General features: G+C 70.4%; 14 protein-coding genes and 1 tRNA gene. 8 read left to right on the forward strand and 7 right to left on the reverse strand.

Translation table 11 applies throughout. From position 1 onward, the window contains the following. The first annotated feature begins 19 nt into the window (after positions 1–19). Positions 20–232, forward strand: a complete 213-nt coding sequence (locus Q8W71_RS21305; protein ID WP_305527414.1) for a hypothetical protein — start codon at positions 20–22, stop codon at positions 230–232. A 159-nt stretch (positions 233–391) separates the two neighbouring features. On the opposite strand, the gene Q8W71_RS21310 is transcribed toward Q8W71_RS21305, so the two are convergent. Further along, on the reverse strand, positions 392–1045 hold the full coding sequence (locus Q8W71_RS21310; RefSeq protein ID WP_305527415.1) for an Nmad2 family putative nucleotide modification protein: 654 nt from the start codon (positions 1043–1045) through the stop codon (positions 392–394). Next, positions 999–1511 (reverse strand): hypothetical protein, encoded by a 513-nt coding sequence (locus Q8W71_RS21315; protein WP_305527416.1) that lies wholly within the window; start codon positions 1509–1511, stop codon positions 999–1001. The genes Q8W71_RS21310 and Q8W71_RS21315 overlap by 47 nt, the downstream gene beginning before the upstream one ends. A 137-nt stretch (positions 1512–1648) precedes the next feature. Here Q8W71_RS21315 and Q8W71_RS21320 point away from each other — a divergent pair, with 137 nt between their 5' ends. Both Q8W71_RS21320 and Q8W71_RS32940 read left to right on the forward strand, forming a co-directional pair. After that, positions 1649–2797: a nucleoside triphosphate pyrophosphohydrolase family protein gene (locus Q8W71_RS21320; protein ID WP_305527417.1), complete on the forward strand. Its 1149-nt coding sequence runs from the start codon at positions 1649–1651 to the stop codon at positions 2795–2797. Beyond that, the gene (locus Q8W71_RS32940) at positions 2794–3462 is read left to right on the forward strand and encodes a uracil-DNA glycosylase (RefSeq protein ID WP_370875489.1); all 669 of its coding nucleotides are present in this window, start codon (positions 2794–2796) and stop codon (positions 3460–3462) included. The genes Q8W71_RS21320 and Q8W71_RS32940 overlap by 4 nt, the downstream gene beginning before the upstream one ends. A 91-nt stretch (positions 3463–3553) precedes the next feature. On the opposite strand, the gene Q8W71_RS21325 is transcribed toward Q8W71_RS32940, so the two are convergent. Together Q8W71_RS21325 and Q8W71_RS21330 are read right to left on the reverse strand one after the other, a co-directional pair. Next, entirely contained in the window at positions 3554–4162 is a 609-nt protein-coding gene (locus Q8W71_RS21325) for a hypothetical protein (RefSeq protein WP_305527418.1), read from the reverse strand. 204 nt (positions 4163–4366) lie between these two features. Continuing rightward, positions 4367–5485: a replication protein RepA gene (locus Q8W71_RS21330; RefSeq protein ID WP_305527428.1), complete on the reverse strand. Its 1119-nt coding sequence runs from the start codon at positions 5483–5485 to the stop codon at positions 4367–4369. Positions 5486–6635: 1150 nt separating this feature from the next. On the opposite strand from Q8W71_RS21330, the gene Q8W71_RS21335 reads away from it, so the two are divergent. Next, the gene (locus Q8W71_RS21335; RefSeq protein WP_305527419.1) at positions 6636–7460 is read left to right on the forward strand and encodes a TrmH family RNA methyltransferase; all 825 of its coding nucleotides are present in this window, start codon (positions 6636–6638) and stop codon (positions 7458–7460) included. A 75-nt stretch (positions 7461–7535) separates the two neighbouring features. Here the strand turns inward: Q8W71_RS21335 and Q8W71_RS21340 are convergent, their stop codons facing one another. Next, complete coding sequence (locus tag Q8W71_RS21340) at positions 7536–8417, reverse strand: polysaccharide deacetylase family protein (RefSeq protein ID WP_305527420.1); 882 nt, start codon at positions 8415–8417, stop codon at positions 7536–7538. A gap of 212 nt (positions 8418–8629) precedes the next feature. Here Q8W71_RS21340 and Q8W71_RS21345 point away from each other — a divergent pair, with 212 nt between their 5' ends. Then, entirely contained in the window at positions 8630–10048 is a 1419-nt protein-coding gene (locus Q8W71_RS21345; RefSeq protein WP_305527421.1) for an MFS transporter, read from the forward strand. Positions 10049–10138: 90 nt separating this feature from the next. Continuing rightward, on the forward strand, positions 10139–10996 hold the full coding sequence (locus Q8W71_RS21350) for an amidohydrolase family protein (protein ID WP_305527422.1): 858 nt from the start codon (positions 10139–10141) through the stop codon (positions 10994–10996). 125 nt (positions 10997–11121) lie between these two features. On the opposite strand, the gene Q8W71_RS21355 is transcribed toward Q8W71_RS21350, so the two are convergent. Next, entirely contained in the window at positions 11122–11361 is a 240-nt protein-coding gene (locus Q8W71_RS21355) for a hypothetical protein (RefSeq protein WP_305527423.1), read from the reverse strand. Positions 11362–11496: 135 nt separating this feature from the next. On the opposite strand from Q8W71_RS21355, the gene Q8W71_RS21360 reads away from it, so the two are divergent. Beyond that, positions 11497–12561, forward strand: a complete 1065-nt coding sequence (locus Q8W71_RS21360; protein WP_305527424.1) for a YeiH family protein — start codon at positions 11497–11499, stop codon at positions 12559–12561. Between the two features lie 97 nt (positions 12562–12658). Beyond that, positions 12659–13681, forward strand: a complete 1023-nt coding sequence (locus Q8W71_RS21365) for a glycoside hydrolase family protein (protein ID WP_305527425.1) — start codon at positions 12659–12661, stop codon at positions 13679–13681. Positions 13682–13764: 83 nt separating this feature from the next. On the opposite strand, the gene Q8W71_RS21370 is transcribed toward Q8W71_RS21365, so the two are convergent. Then, positions 13765–13841 (reverse strand) — tRNA-Met (locus Q8W71_RS21370). Between the last annotated feature and the right edge of the window lie 113 nt (positions 13842–13954).

Below are 13954 nucleotides of genomic sequence, written 5' to 3' on the forward strand. Positions count from 1 at the left end.
TGCCCCGCTTCCGGAGACCGTGACGCTCCGCGCGATGGGGCGGAGGCGGGAGAGCGCGTTCCGGTTCATGGAGCCCGCCGTGACCCCGGCGGAACTGGAGACGGCCCACCGCGCCGTCGTGCGCGGCCTGCCGTTCGATCCCGCGTCGCTCACGCGGCAGGTACACCTCGGCTTCGGTAGAGGCGGCGGAGTAGCGCGCGTCGGCGTCCAGGCGCGACGCCCGGGACAGTGAAACCTTGGGCCGGGAGATGACGTGCCGACGCCCCGCCAAGCCCACACCCTGGTCAAGACGGGGGTGGTCGTCCTGCCGGCGGCGGTAACATCCATATAGTCGCCCGCATGGTCCATCCTTGGACCAAATATCGCGAAAGCTATCCTTACTCCAGATGACTTAGAGAGGTGGCCAGTTGGCGGGCCGTCCCAGGAAGCCGCGGTCTGGCATGCCGCGCACCCATGAAATGAAATCGGACACAATCTCGGGCTGTATGCTTTTGTTTTTGTGACCTTGAGTACCGTGTGCTATGTCTTTGAGTTCGCTTGGAAGATTTGGTCCAAACCCACCCCAGTAGGCATATTCACGGCCAATGAGAACGTTTTCGGTATAAGCAGTATCGCGCTTAAGGTTGGAATGACTGGTGACTCCTCCCGGCTCACTGTGGAACGAGTCAGCCTGCTCGAAGGTGCCATCCGCACGCTTCGAGTAAATATTATCGCCATATATTTGCATACGACTTCCAGAAAGAACTGGGCGCTTTCGAAAAAACCTTGGATCCCTCCAATATTCTTCGAAGGTGATGATTTCGTCCACTCGCATCCAGTAGATGATTCGGCCCGCCAAATTATGCGCCGCGGAGCCTGTTCCGACGATATAATCGCCAGACTGCGCATGCTTTCGAATCCTTGGCTTGCACGCCGCCAGCGTACAGATGCGGTGGAAAGGATTAGGCGCAAACCCAAGGTCGTGGTCTACGACATAAGAGTGGAGTCGGGCAGCCATATCAGCACTTGTTGCGCTTGAGTTGCCGCTCTGTACGCGGTTGGTCATCCGGGAGACACCAAGTTGGTCGTGTGTCTGGCCGCGAGACGACATCTCGAATTTTGCCGAGATCCCAAATGACGGTATCCCCACCATAATCTTCGAACGGACGCGGCAAATCCTGATCTACCGTCTCGGGGGGCCATACCCCAACAACATGACATCCGCGCGCGGCCGCCCCCTGCATAGTCTTCTCCAAATTTCCGTCGGCAAGGCATTCAGGCGTCAAAACAATGATGGCCGCGTCCTCATCGCGTTCTGGCACTGCCTCCGCAGAGCATTCCGCTTCAACCGATAAAGGTTTTGCCTCTTCAATTTCTTCGATATCGTCACCGACGTGATCTTGCTCGACATCTTCTTTCACCGATTCAGGCGTTGAATCGTCGAGAATCTCGCAGCCCGCATCACCTAGGAGCCTTGTCAAGGCTTCGCGCATTTCGCCGTCGATGGGACCGATGATTCGAACCTTGGGCATCGGATCCACCTTCCTGTCGGTCCGGCCGCTGTGTCGCGCGGGACAAAGTGGACTCTAGGTGGTAATGCCTGGGAGAGATGACAAGACCCGGGGCGACATCGCCGCTCCGACCTCAATCGCGCGGGAGGGCTGACGACGTGGCTCAGACGATGATCACTTTGGATGGGTATCAGAGGCTTGCGATCCGTTCAGACCGGACAAAAATCGGTGGTGGTATAGACCTTGCTGTCCTCGGATTGGTTGGTGAGATTGGCAGCCTACTTAGTGAAACCAAGAAGAAGCAACGCGACGCCCGTTCCTACCTTGGCTACGAGGCGAGCGTTGTCGAGGAAATGGGCGATGTGCTTTGGTATCTAGCAGTGCTGTCGCATCACGCGGGCCTTTTGCTATCAGACGTGGCCGGAGACAGAGCTAAAGAGGGGACAGACCCGACCTTCGCCGAACTACAACCACAGCAGACGTTGGCACTACAGACACCCACCGTGGCTTTCGAACGCACGCTACTCCGTTTGGCCGGAGAGGTTGGCCGCATCGCTTCACTCGGTGGTCGCGGCAATTTTACTGGAGATCCCGCGCTACGTGAGCTTCTCTCTGGAATCTTCGACACACTCACTTCGGCAGCCGACGAAGCAGGCATCACCTTGGAGCAGGCGGCAAAGCGCAACCTCGCTAAGGCAGAGGATCGCTGGCCGACGGAACGGGCGATCCCACCCTTATTCGATGAGTCCTTCCCCCAGGAGGAACGTCTTCCGCGGTCTTTGGTGGTTGATCTCTTTGAGCGAACAGGCGGCAACAACAAGCGGTATGTTGTGCAGCGATGCAACGGTATCTTCATTGGGGATCGCTTGACCGACAACATCATGAAGCCGGACGACTACCGCTTTCATGATGCATTCCACTATGCATACGCCGCGATCCTCGGTTGGTCACCGGTCACACGTGCACTATTCCGTCAAAAGCGAAAAAGCGAGGCGCGAGTCGACGAAGGGGAGGATGGAGCGCGGGCGATCTTAATCGAGGAAGGTGTCGCAACCTTCGTGTTCGGGGAAGCTAAGCGCCTGGATTTTTTCGAGGGGCAACGCCCGGGTGATCTTGGCTTCGGGTTCCTCAAGTCGGTTCGACAGTTCGTAAGGGGCTACGAGGTCGAAGCATGCCCACTCTGGCTCTGGGAGGAAGCCATTCTCGCCGGTAACGAAGCCTTCCGGTTCCTGCGCGAGAAGCGAGGTGGGCGCCTGCGACTCGATCTCGACGGGCGCAGGCTGTCCGTCGAGGACATTCCGGCATGACACCTAACGCTTTTATCGACGACTTGGCGGCGCTTCGCTTCCCAGACACTTTCAACCCTTATGCACAGTCATGCCCAGAATTCGATGGGGCCGACGCGCCGCGTGTCCGCAGGGAGAACCTACGCCTCGTCTTGGAAGCAGCTATCAGCAAGGGAGTCGACTCGATATGGGTCGCACGCGATCTCGGATATCGCGGTGGGCGCCGTACCGGTTTAGCATTAACTGATGAGGCACATCTGTCGGCTCACGCTGGGCTCTACGGAAGTTTGCCTCTGGCCCGGGCCACACGCGGCCCAATTGTAACCGAACGCACGGCCAAGGCGGTCTGGCAAATCTTGAGCGGTGTGGGGCGGCCCGTCTTTCTTTGGAACGTGTTCCCGCTTCATCCGCACGGCGCCGCGGGCCCACTGTCCAACCGCTGCCACAACCGCTCTGAGCGGGAGGCGTCCCGTCACTTCTTGGAATGGTTGGTTGCAGAGTTCCGCCCCAAGACTCTCGTAGCTATTGGGCGTGATGCCGAAGCCGCCTTGGCGGACCTTGGCATCCAAGCCGAGCGGGTCCGCCACCCGAGCTACGGAGGCCAAGGTGAGTTTCTTGCCCGCATGACTGAGTTATATAGGTTACCCGTGCGATCCAAAAGTGAATTGCAGCGATCTTTGATTTGATGGGTCGTCACATGGCCCGAGACCGCAGGGCTCCGCCCTGCACCCGCGAAAGGGCGCGCCCTTTCGAAACCCCGATTGCGGCCGGGGGCCCTCACGGACCCTCGACAACCTCCGGCCCGGGCATCAGCGCGTAGGTGGCGTCGCCGAGCCGCATCAGCGGGCCGCCGGGGCCGGAGCGCTTCCACAGGCGGGTGTTGAGGGCGGCCACCGGATCGGCCCCCGGCACGGTGAAGCCCTGCGCCAGGAGGTGGGGCAGGATCGCGCTGACATGCACCGGCCCCCCCGCCCGGGCGATCACCGCGCAAGCCGCCTCCACCAGCGCCCGGCCGTAGCGGCGCGCCGCCGCCGGATCGTCGGCGAAGGCCACCGCCGGCGGCAGCCCGCCCGCCCCGCCCGGCGCCGCCGCGGGCGCGCCCGCGGGAGACGGCCACGGGGCGGGCCCCGGTGCCGGGGCCAGGGCCGACGACGCGGCCGACGACGCGGCCGACGATGCCGTCGGCCCCGCCTCGGGACCGGGCGCCCCCGCGCCCCGGCCGGCCGGGGGGGATTCCGGCGGGGCGGGACCGGGCTCCGCCCCGCCGCTCAGCCGCCGGCCGAGTTCGAGGTAGAGCAGCAGGTCGGCGATCTCGCGGTCGATCGCCTCCCGACGCCGCCGCAGCTCGGCCAGCCGCGCCGCGATCTCGGCCTCCGACGGACCCATCCCCGCCCCCGTCCATTCCCTGAAACGAACGGAACGCCTAGCACGGAATGGACCGGTCCGTAACTCGTCCGGCGTTCATTCCCTTTGTCTTCCCATAGGGAACAGTCCGCGCGGCGCTCGCGCGCCCGAGGGAATGCGGCGGGTCCGGCGTCCGTCCGGCGGTCACCGCGTCCGCGCCGCGCTCGGTATTGGCTCGATCTTGGCTCAGCCCTGGGAAATCAGAGAATTTCCCTGCCGGCGGGGCTTCGTTCCCTTGGCGCCGCCCGCGCGCGGGGGCACCAGCAGGGCGCTCGGATCGGCCGGGCTGAGGGTCAGGCCGCCGTCGTCGAGCGCCAGCGGCAGGCGCGGAAACACCTCGGCCAGCGCCGCGATGTCGGCCTTGAACGCCTGCCGGAAGCTGCGGATCGAGGCGTTCTCGGCCCCGAACTGGGCGTGCAGGTTGGCCCAGGTGAGCCGCAGCGGCCGCTGCAGGGCGCGCAGCCGGTACCCGGTCCAGAACAGCAGGTCGAGCTTGCGCGCCGAGCCCGCGAAGGCGCGCGCGGCCCGCACGTCCACCGGCAGGGCGTGGCGCACCAGGGTCTCGTAGAATTCGGGGTCGAACCGCACCGTGCGGGCGCCGCCCTCCTCCTCCTCGGGCCCGCGCGCCCGCCACAGCTCCAGGCTGCGGAAGGGGGGCATGGTCAGCGTGGTGGCGCTGTCGCGCCCGTCCCACAGCCCGATCTGGAGCGTGCATGCGGCGAGGCGGTTCAACTGTTCCTTGAACTGGCGGATGGTGCCGCGCTCGCCGCCGGTGACCGCGAAGCCCATCTCGCGCATGAAGCCCGAGAGCGTGTCGGCCACCCGCACCACCGGGCTCCTCTGGCGCACCGCCTCGGTGCACAGGTGCAGCAGCACCAGCCGCGCCTTGGGGCCGTAGGGCAGGCCCTGGGGCTCGAAGGCGCCGGTCGCCGGGTCCTTCAGCCGCCCGGCCACGAGGCTCAGCGAGTTGCGCCCGTAGGTGCGCGCGAACTCCCGCGCCGCCCCGGGATCCCGGTAGGGCAGGCCGCACAGGGCCAGCACCGAGTGGATGTGCTGGAGGTTTTCCGGCAGCGCCGGCTCGTTCTCGATGACGAGGCGCACCGCGTCCCGGCGGCGCTGGTCGCGCGACAGGCCGGCCCGGCGGGCCGCCTCCGCCCCCTGCACGACGACCTGCGCGTCGCGCTGGCGCTGGCGGTGGAGCACGTGCTCGACGATCTGCGCGAACAGGAACCCGCCGCGGGCCGCCTCGACCTCGGCGACGAGATCCGCGTCGCGGATCGCCGCGATCTTCTCCTCGATACCCATGCCCGCGTCGGTTCCGCCCTGCACGCCCGCGCCACCCGGCACGGCGGGGCCCGACCCTGGCATGGCACGATTCGGCCCACCCCGCGCCGGGGGCGGGGGGCTTGTCCCGGCTTTCCACGCTTCCCCGAGGCCCTGGAGCGGCTCGGGCGGCCCCGGGGTGGCTCCGGGCGCGGATCGGGCGCGGCGCGGGCTGGCGGGGCTCCAGCGGCCCGGGGGCGGGGATCGCAGGGGGAAGGGCCCGGGCGCGGGCGGTTCGGGCTCGGGCGGGGCCGGCGCAGGCGGGGCTGGCGGCGGGCGGGGCTGGCGCGAACGGTCCGGGCGCGGGCGGGGATCGCGGCACGGGCGGACGGGGCTCGCAGGGGCACCCGGGGGCGGGGACCGCCGGGAGGAGTTGTCCGGGTGCGATCGGTCTGGGCTGCGCGCGCTGGCGGGGCCGGCGGCGGGCAGGGCTGGAGGCGCGCTTCGGGGGCGGGCCGTCGGCGGGGTGGACCGGTGGGGGGCGGGGCTGGCGCGAACGGCGCGTCCGTCGGCGGGAGCGGGGCCGGCCGGGGCGGCGCGGCACCCCGGAGCCCTGCCCGGCCGCGCCGGATCCTGCCCCGGGATCTGCGGCGGCCCGCGCCCCGCGCCGGCCCCGCGCAGAGTTCGATACGCCCCGCCCCGCCCGGTCCGTCCCCGCTGTCCACCGCCGGACCCGCGAATCCGCGCCGAATCCGATACGCGGGCCCGCAGACTCCGATACGCCGGGGGGCGATTCCCGCGCAGAGTCCGATGCGGGGCCACGCAGAGTCCGATGCGGACCTGCGCAGAGTCCGATGCGAGAGATGGGATCAACGCGTTGGTGTTTCAAGCGAAATCGGCACGGCATATAACCTTCCGAACTGACTCCTGAAAGAATCCTTCTCTGATAGTTTTCCTAGTGAGACGGAGCGTCGTCCGGGGCATCGAACAGCCGGCTTTCCAAAGGAATTCACAGGGATCAGAAAGGAATATCCCACCCCCATCCCCAATTGCCAAGCTTGTTCCGGGGGTCTCGTCCGACGCACCGTGCCGGCTTGACGCGGACGGTATCGGCCGGTTTGTCGGTCGTCGTCCGTTCCGGAGATGCCCCCGCGATGCTGCCTGCCCCCCTCCCCCGCCCGAACGCGCCGCGATGAGCGGGCGCCGCGACGACAGGCCGTCCGCCGGCCCGCGGGGACCCGGCGGAGGGCCGCGCCGGCACGGGCGGCCCCCGGCGTCACGCGCGGCGGCGGGAGGCCCGACGGGGGCCCCGGACGGCGTGACGGTGCTCTACGGCTGGCACCCGGTTGTGCAGGCGCTGGGCAACGCCGAGCGCCGCCTGCACCGCCTGCTCGCCAGCGAGAACGCGGCGGCGCGGCTCGCCGAGGAATTCGGCGACGCCCTGCGGATCGCGCCGGAACTGGTGCGCCCTGCCGAGATCGGCCGCCTGCTGGGGCCCGACGCGGTCCACCAGGGCCTCTACCTGGAGGCCGAGCCCCTCCCCGCCCCCGGCCTCGACGACCTGCCCGCCGACGCGCTCCTGCTGGCGCTCGACCAGATCACCGACCCGCACAATGTCGGGGCGATCGTGCGCACGGCCGCCGCCTTCGGGGTGACCGGCATCGTCACCACCGCCCGCCACGCGCCGGGCGCCACGGGGGTGCTGGCGAAATCGGCCTCCGGCGGCCTGGAGCACGTGCCGTTCGTGACCGTGCGCAACCTCGCCGAGGCGCTGATCGCCCTCGGCGAGCGCGGCTTCACCCGGGTCGGATTGGATTCGGACGCCGAGGTGAGCCTCGACGCGCTGGCGCCCGCCCGGCCGCTGGTGATCGTGCTCGGCGCCGAGGGCAGGGGCCTGCGCGAGCGCACCCGGGGCTGCTGCGACGTGCTGGCGAGGATCCCGTTCTCGGGGGCGATCCGCAGCCTCAACGTCTCGAACGCCGCGGCCATCACCCTCTACGCCCTCGGCCGAGCCTGACCGAAGGTCCGGGATCCCGAAGGGCGAGCCCTTCGGCGGGGTGTCGGGGCAGGGCCCCGACGAGCGCAGCCCCCTCTACCCGGCGAGGGGCGCCGCGTGCCGGGCGATCGCCCCCGCCGTGGTGATCCAGATCCGGTCGCGATGGCCGGCGATGTGGGCGAGCGCCGCCCGCAGGGGCCGCAGGCGGTGCGGCTGGCCGGCGATGTAGGGGTGGAGCGCGATCCCCATCACCAGCGGCGCGGCGGCCGATTGCGCCAGCATCTCGTCGAACGCGTCGGTCAGGGCGTCGGCGAACTGCCGGCCCGTGTCCTGGCGCGCCACGATCGCCGGGATGTCGTTCAGCTCCTGGGGGTAGGGCACCGCGAGGATCCGCCCGCCGCCGCGCGTGGCGAGCCAGGTCGGCTGGTCGTCGTGGCACCAGTCGAGGAGGTAGGTGTAGCCGGCCTCGGCCAGCAGGTCCGGCGTGACCCGCGACTGCGAGATCCACGGCCCCAGCCAGCCGGCGGGCGCCCTGCCCTCCTCCCGGGTGAGGATCGCCGTCGCCTCGGCGATCAGCGCCCGCTCGGCGGCCGCGTCGAAGTCCCCATCAAGGTCGCCTTGGCGCTCGGCGTTGCTGCGCCCGTGCGCGACGATCTCGTCGCCCCGCGCCCGGAAGGCCTCCACGAGGCCGGGGCAGTCCCGGTAGAGCCGGCTGTTGGCGAGCACGCTCGCGGGCAGGCCCAGCGCGTCGAGGGTGTCCCGGATCCGCCACGCGCCGACCCGGTTGCCCCAGTCGCGCCACGCGTAGTTGAGCACGTCCGGCTGCGGCCCGCCCGGCGCCAGCTCGGCCCCGAGCCCGGACCCGAAATCGAAGGTCTCCAGATTGAGTGCGACGTAGACCGCGAGCCGCCGGCCCCCGGGCCAGTCGTAGACCGGCCGGTCGGGCAGCGCGCTGTAGGCGTAGCGGCCGTGATGCATGTCGCGCACATCCTCTCGGGAACGCCAGCGAGATAGGCCGACGGCCGCGTCCGCACAGCGCCGCTGCGCCGTTGGGGTTGCCCCGACGACCCGCCGGAGGGCTTCGCCCTCGGGACACCCCCCACGGGCGTGCCGCGGGTTCACAAGCGGGCGCGGGCGTCGCATGCAGCGCCGCGACACGGGCGTCGGCGCCCGAACGAAAGGACCGTACCATGCGTCTCGCCGACCCTCCGCCCGGGCCGGACCTCGCGGCCGCCGGGGCGACCGGCGCCATCGCCGCCCGCCTGGAGCGGCTGCCGATGTCGGCCTACCAGCGCAAGGTCTTCGCGGTGATCGCCTCGGCGTGGCTGGTCGATCAGATCGACGTGGCGCTGCTCACCTTCCTGCTCGGCTCGATCGTCGTCGCCTTCGGGCTCACCCCCACCGAGGCCGGCCAGCTCGCGGCGATGACCTTCGCCGGCCAGCTCGTCGGCAACATCCTGGCCGGCACCGCCTCCGACCGGTTCGGGCGCAAGGCCGTGTTCCAGGTCACGATGGTCGTCTGGGGGCTCGCCAGCCTCGCGGCGGCCGGCGCCTGGAGCCTGCCGGTGCTGATGGCCTGCCGGTTCCTGATCGGCGTCGGCGTCGGCGGCGAGGCGCCGGTGGCGCAGGCGATGGTCTCCGAGATCGTGCCCGCGCAGGTGCGCGGCAAGTACATCGCGATCATGGAGGGGTTCTGGGCGGTGGGCTACGTCCTGTCGGGGGCGATCAGCTTCTTCATCCTGCCCTGGCTCGGCTGGCGCTGGGCCTTCGTGGTGGTCGGCCTGCTCGCGGTCGTCGTGCTGCTGGTGCGCCGCGCCATGCCGGAATCGCCCCGCTGGCTCGCCGAGCGCGGCCGCCACGCCGAGGCCGAGGCGGTGATGGCCGGGATGGAGGCCGAGGTCGTCCGCGCCACCGGCCGGCCCCTGCCCCCGGTCGCCCCGGCGGTCGCCCTCTCGGTCGCCACTTCGGCCGCCCCCTCGGCCGCGGCGCCGGTGGCCCGCGCCAACCCGGTGGCGACCCTGTTCTCGCCCGCCTACCGCGTGCGCACGCTGATGGCCTTCGGGATGTGGTTCTTCGCCCTGATCGGCTTCTTCGGCCTCAATTCCTGGATCGCGGTGCTCCTCAAGGAGCGGGGCTTCTCGATCGTCGGCTCGGTGGGCTTCGTCACCCTGATCACGGTCGGCGGCATCCCGGGCTTCGCCACCGCCGCGTGGCTGCTGGAGCGGATCGGCCGCAAGCCGACCACCGCCCTGTTCCTCGTCTGCGCGGCGGGGGCGGCCTACCTCTACGGCAACGCGGCCGACCAGACGTGGCTGTTCGTGTCCGGCTTCGTGATGCAGTTCTTCATGTTCGGCATGTGGAGCTGCCTCTACGCCTACACGCCGGAACTGTACCCGACCCGGGCGCGGGCCACGGGCGCCGGCTTCGCCTCGGCCTTCGGGCGCATCGGCGCCATCCTCGGGCCGATGATCGTGCCGGTGCTGGTGCAGAATTACGGCCCGGCCACCGCCTTCCAGGTCGGCGCGGGCGGGTTCCTGATCGCCGCCGCCCTGGTCCTGACGCTCGGCGTCGAGACCCGCGGCAAGGTCCTGGAGGACGTCTCGCACTAGGTTTCTTTCGAGACCTCCAAGGCGCACCGACAACGGCGCACCGAGATCGGCGCGCCGCCTCCCCTGCCCTCCCGCTGGAGCCCCCCAGACATGCCCGTCGTCGACATGCGCAGCCGGCCGACCTTCCTGCACCGGTTCTTCGGCGCCGAGCCGGACACCCCCGAGTTCGGGGTCGCCCGCTGGCTGAACGGGCGGGTGGGCTCCCGCGAGGTCGAGCACTTCACCCGCGGCACCACCGTCGAGGGATTCCGGGCCGAGATGGACGGGGCCGGGATCGACGTGGCGGTGATGGTCGCCCGCTCGGTGCCGGGCGTGCGGGTGTCGAACGACGCGCTCGCCGAGGTCGCCCGGCACGAGCCCCGGCGGCTGGTCGGCGTCGCCTCGGTCGATCCGGTGAAGCTCGGGCGCAAGGCGGCCGTGGCGGAGGCGCGCCGCGCGGTGACCGAACTCGGCTTCAAGGGCGTCAACCTCGATGCCGGCTTCTACGGCGACCCGATGAAGGCCGACGACGACCGGCTGATGCCGCTCTACGCGCTGTGCGAGGAACTGACGGTGCCGGCCTTCGTGATGTCCGGCCCGACTACGCCGGACCTGCGGCTCAACGATCCCCTGGCGGTGGACCGCGTCGCGAAGCGGTTCCCGGACCTGCCGATCGTCTGCTGCCACGGCTTCTACCCGAACGTGGCCGACATGGTCGCGGTCGCCTTCCGCAACCCGAACGTGTTCGTCTCGCCCGACATGTACACCTTCGCCCCGGGCGGCCGGCTCTACGTCGAGGCCGCGAACGGCTTCATGCGCGACCAGTTCCTGTTCGGCTCCTCGTTCCCGTTCCGGCCGATGCGCCAGGGGGTCGAGGATTTCCGCGGGCTCGGGCTGAGCGAGGCGGCGCTGGAAGCGGCCCTGTGGCGCAACGCCGACCGGCTGCTGGGCCTCGGCTTGGCAGGTTGACGACCGGATCGGCGGGCCGCGGAGGATGGCCCGCCGCCGCGGGCGACCCGCGGCGACGTGGCAGAGACGCGACATGGCTGAGACGGAGGAGAGCGTTCGTCCCGTCTCGGCGCGATCGAAAAAAATCAGCGGAGGGCGACGACCTGCGCGGCGTAGACCGCCACCGTCTGCGTCACCGGCAGGTCCGAGGCGTAGATGCGGCCGGCGAGGATCGCCAGGGCGAGGCTCCAGAACACGGCGCCGCCGATCCGGCGGGCGGTGCGGTCCCCCGCCGACGGCGGGCAGGCGCGCGCGACGCCCTCGGCGACGGGCTCGCCGAAAGGATCGTAGGCCGCTTGGGCCTGCAGGTCGGACGCGGTGCGCATGCCCGTGAATGTCGCGCTCGGACCCGTCCCGTGCAATGGATGCGTCTTCCGAACTTCGCCGGCGCGGGAGAGCTTCCTTCTCCGCCTCGACCGCGCGGCGACCGTTTTCTTCCCGGAGCATCCCGAGGCCGTGCCGTGAGCCCCGACGCATCCCCGAAGACACCGCCCGCCGAGGCCGCCGGGACGGGATCCGTCCTGCCGGGCCTCGGCCTGTGCCTCGCCATCACCGCCGTCGCGGTCGCGGCGCAGGCGCTGGAGGAGCATGTCTTCAGCCACCCCTACGTCGAGGCGCTGGTGCTGGCGATCCTCATCGGCATCGCCGTGCGCAGCGCCTGGGCGCCGCCCGCCCGGTTCCGGGTCGGCATCGCCTTCTCCGCCAAGCAACTCCTGGAGGTGGCGGTGGTCCTGCTCGGGGCCTCGCTCAGCCTGGGGGCGATCCTCGCCTCCGGCCCGGCGCTGCTCGCCGGCATCGTCGCCACCGTGGTGCTCGGCATCGGCGCGAGCGTCCTGATCTGCCGGGGCCTCGGCCTGCCGATGCGGATGGCGATCCTGGTCGCCTGCGGCAACGCCATCTGCGGCAACTCCGCCATCGCCGCGGTGGCGCCGGTGATCGGCGCCGAGGCACGGGACGTCGCCGCCGCCATCGCCTTCACCGCGGTGCTCGGCGTGCTGATGGTGCTGGGGCTGCCGCTGTTCGTGCCCCTCGTCGGCCTCTCCGACAACCAGTACGGCGTGCTCGCCGGGCTCACGGTCTACGCGGTGCCGCAGGTGCTGGCCGCGACCGTGCCGGTGGGCCTGCTCGCCACCCAGGTCGGCACCCTGGTCAAGCTCGTGCGGGTGCTGATGCTCGGCCCCGTCGTGGTGGCGTTCTCGCTCATCGCCCCGCGCCTGCCGCCGGAGGGGGCGGCGCGCGCGGCCGGGCACCGGCCCGGCCTCGCCAAGCTGGTGCCGTGGTTCATCATCGGCTTCCTGGTCCTCGCCACCGGCCGCTCCCTCGGGCTGGTGCCGGACCCCGCGGTGAAGCCGCTGACGCAGCTCGCGGGCTTCCTGACGGTGCTGTCGATGGCGGCGCTGGGCCTCGGCGTGGACGTGCGGGTGCTGGCCCGGGTCGGCGGCCGCGTGACCCTCGCGGTGACCGGCTCGCTCGCCGTGCTGGTCGCCGTCAGCCTCGCCCTGATCCGCGCCCTCGGGATCGCCTGATCCGCCCCCGTGCTCGCCGCGGATTGCACCCGCGCGCCGCCCGGCCGATCCTCCGGCGCACCGGGCCGCGTCGGTCCCGCGCGAGGGTTCTCATCCGATGCTGTGGAGCGCAGGCCGGGCGGCGTCCCGTTTCCCCCGCGCCCGGGCCGCGCTGCCGCGTCTGGCGGGCGCCGCCCTCGCCCTGCTCGGGGCGACGGCCGGCGCGCGCGCGGCCGAGCGGCCCCTGCGGATCGGCGTCAACGGCCACGACAACTGGACAACGGGCGCCTACCTGCGGCACCCGGCGGAGACGACATTCCCTCTGCTCGCACGGAACGGAATCACCACCTACCGCGTCGACATCACCGCCGATGCCCGCGGCCGCGAGACCCTGGCGCGGCTCGTGGCGCTCGGCCGCCGCCACGGCATCGCCATCCGGCCGATGCTCTACGTCGACGACGTGACGAGCGAGGACGTCTACCGGCTCGTGAAGGCGTTCGCGGCCGATATCGATCTCTGGGAACTCGGCAACGAGCTGAACCTGCGCGGCGCCGAGACCTTCGCCGAGAGCATCCGCCGCATGGGCGTCGCCCGCCGCGGCGTCGAGCGGGCCGCCGCGGAGACCGGCCGACCGATCCGGACCGCGATCAACGTCACCGCCTTCGCGGGCGCCAGCGGCAAGGGTCTCGACGTGGGCAAGACCACCTACCCGTTCCTCGACCGGGCCGTGGCGGCGGGACTGCCCTTCGACGTCATCACCTACCACTACTATCCCGCCGCCACGGACCGGGCGACCGGCTGGATCCGGACCTACCTCGAGCCGCTGCGCCGCTACGGCAAGCCGGTGCGCGTCACGGAGACCAATTGCGGCGGGATCTACCGCGGCGACGACGGCGACTCGGCCGCCTGCGCCGCCACCGTCACCGACTTCCTGGAGGTGGTGCGGTCGGACTATGCCGATCTGATTTCCGAGGTGATCCTCTACGAGTTGTTCGACGACGCCGCGCGCGAGCCCGGGGCGGAGCAGCGTTTCGGACTGCTGTTCGACCTCGATAGGCCCAAGCGGACTTTTGCCGTCGCCCGGCGCTTCGCACGGCCGGCGCCCGATCCCGCGGCGGCTCCGCGGGCGGGTACGCCGTAGGAGGACCGACGTTCTGGTGTTTGTCGCGCGCACGAAAACCCCGTCCGGCGTGGCCGGACGGGGTTTGGGTCGGTGTGTGTGTTTGGTTGCGGGGGCTGGATTTGAACCAGCGACCTTCAGGTTATGAGCCTGACGAGCTACCGGGCTGCTCCACCCCGCGGCAGGTGTGTGGCGCCGGGGCTGCCCGTTCGGGCGGCGTGGTCCGGCGTGTTCGTGAGAGGGGATGTGTTGTTGCGTTGTGCGGGTCTGGCGGCGACCGACTCTCCCGTGCCT

Source organism: Methylobacterium amylolyticum (genome assembly GCF_030700245.1).
In the GTDB taxonomy this organism is placed as follows: Bacteria; Pseudomonadota; Alphaproteobacteria; order Rhizobiales; family Beijerinckiaceae; genus Methylobacterium.

What these genes read in the sequence shown, in the direction of transcription:
- Q8W71_RS21310 (WP_305527415.1), bottom strand. Translation starts at nt 1,045, where the DNA reads ATGACCAACCGCGTACAGAGCGGCAACTCAAGCGCAACAAGTGCTGAT.
- Q8W71_RS21345 (WP_305527421.1), top strand. Translation starts at nt 8,630, where the DNA reads ATGCGTCTCGCCGACCCTCCGCCCGGGCCGGACCTCGCGGCCGCCGGG.
- Q8W71_RS21340 (WP_305527420.1), bottom strand. Translation starts at nt 8,417, where the DNA reads ATGCATCACGGCCGCTACGCCTACAGCGCGCTGCCCGACCGGCCGGTC.
- Q8W71_RS21335 (WP_305527419.1), top strand. Translation starts at nt 6,636, where the DNA reads ATGAGCGGGCGCCGCGACGACAGGCCGTCCGCCGGCCCGCGGGGACCC.
- Q8W71_RS21350 (WP_305527422.1), top strand. Translation starts at nt 10,139, where the DNA reads ATGCCCGTCGTCGACATGCGCAGCCGGCCGACCTTCCTGCACCGGTTC.
- Q8W71_RS32940 (WP_370875489.1), top strand. Translation starts at nt 2,794, where the DNA reads ATGACACCTAACGCTTTTATCGACGACTTGGCGGCGCTTCGCTTCCCA.
- Q8W71_RS21325 (WP_305527418.1), bottom strand. Translation starts at nt 4,162, where the DNA reads ATGGGTCCGTCGGAGGCCGAGATCGCGGCGCGGCTGGCCGAGCTGCGG.
- Q8W71_RS21315 (WP_305527416.1), bottom strand. Translation starts at nt 1,511, where the DNA reads ATGCCCAAGGTTCGAATCATCGGTCCCATCGACGGCGAAATGCGCGAA.
- Q8W71_RS21365 (WP_305527425.1), top strand. Translation starts at nt 12,659, where the DNA reads ATGCTGTGGAGCGCAGGCCGGGCGGCGTCCCGTTTCCCCCGCGCCCGG.
- Q8W71_RS21355 (WP_305527423.1), bottom strand. Translation starts at nt 11,361, where the DNA reads ATGCGCACCGCGTCCGACCTGCAGGCCCAAGCGGCCTACGATCCTTTC.
- Q8W71_RS21330 (WP_305527428.1), bottom strand. Translation starts at nt 5,485, where the DNA reads ATGGGTATCGAGGAGAAGATCGCGGCGATCCGCGACGCGGATCTCGTC.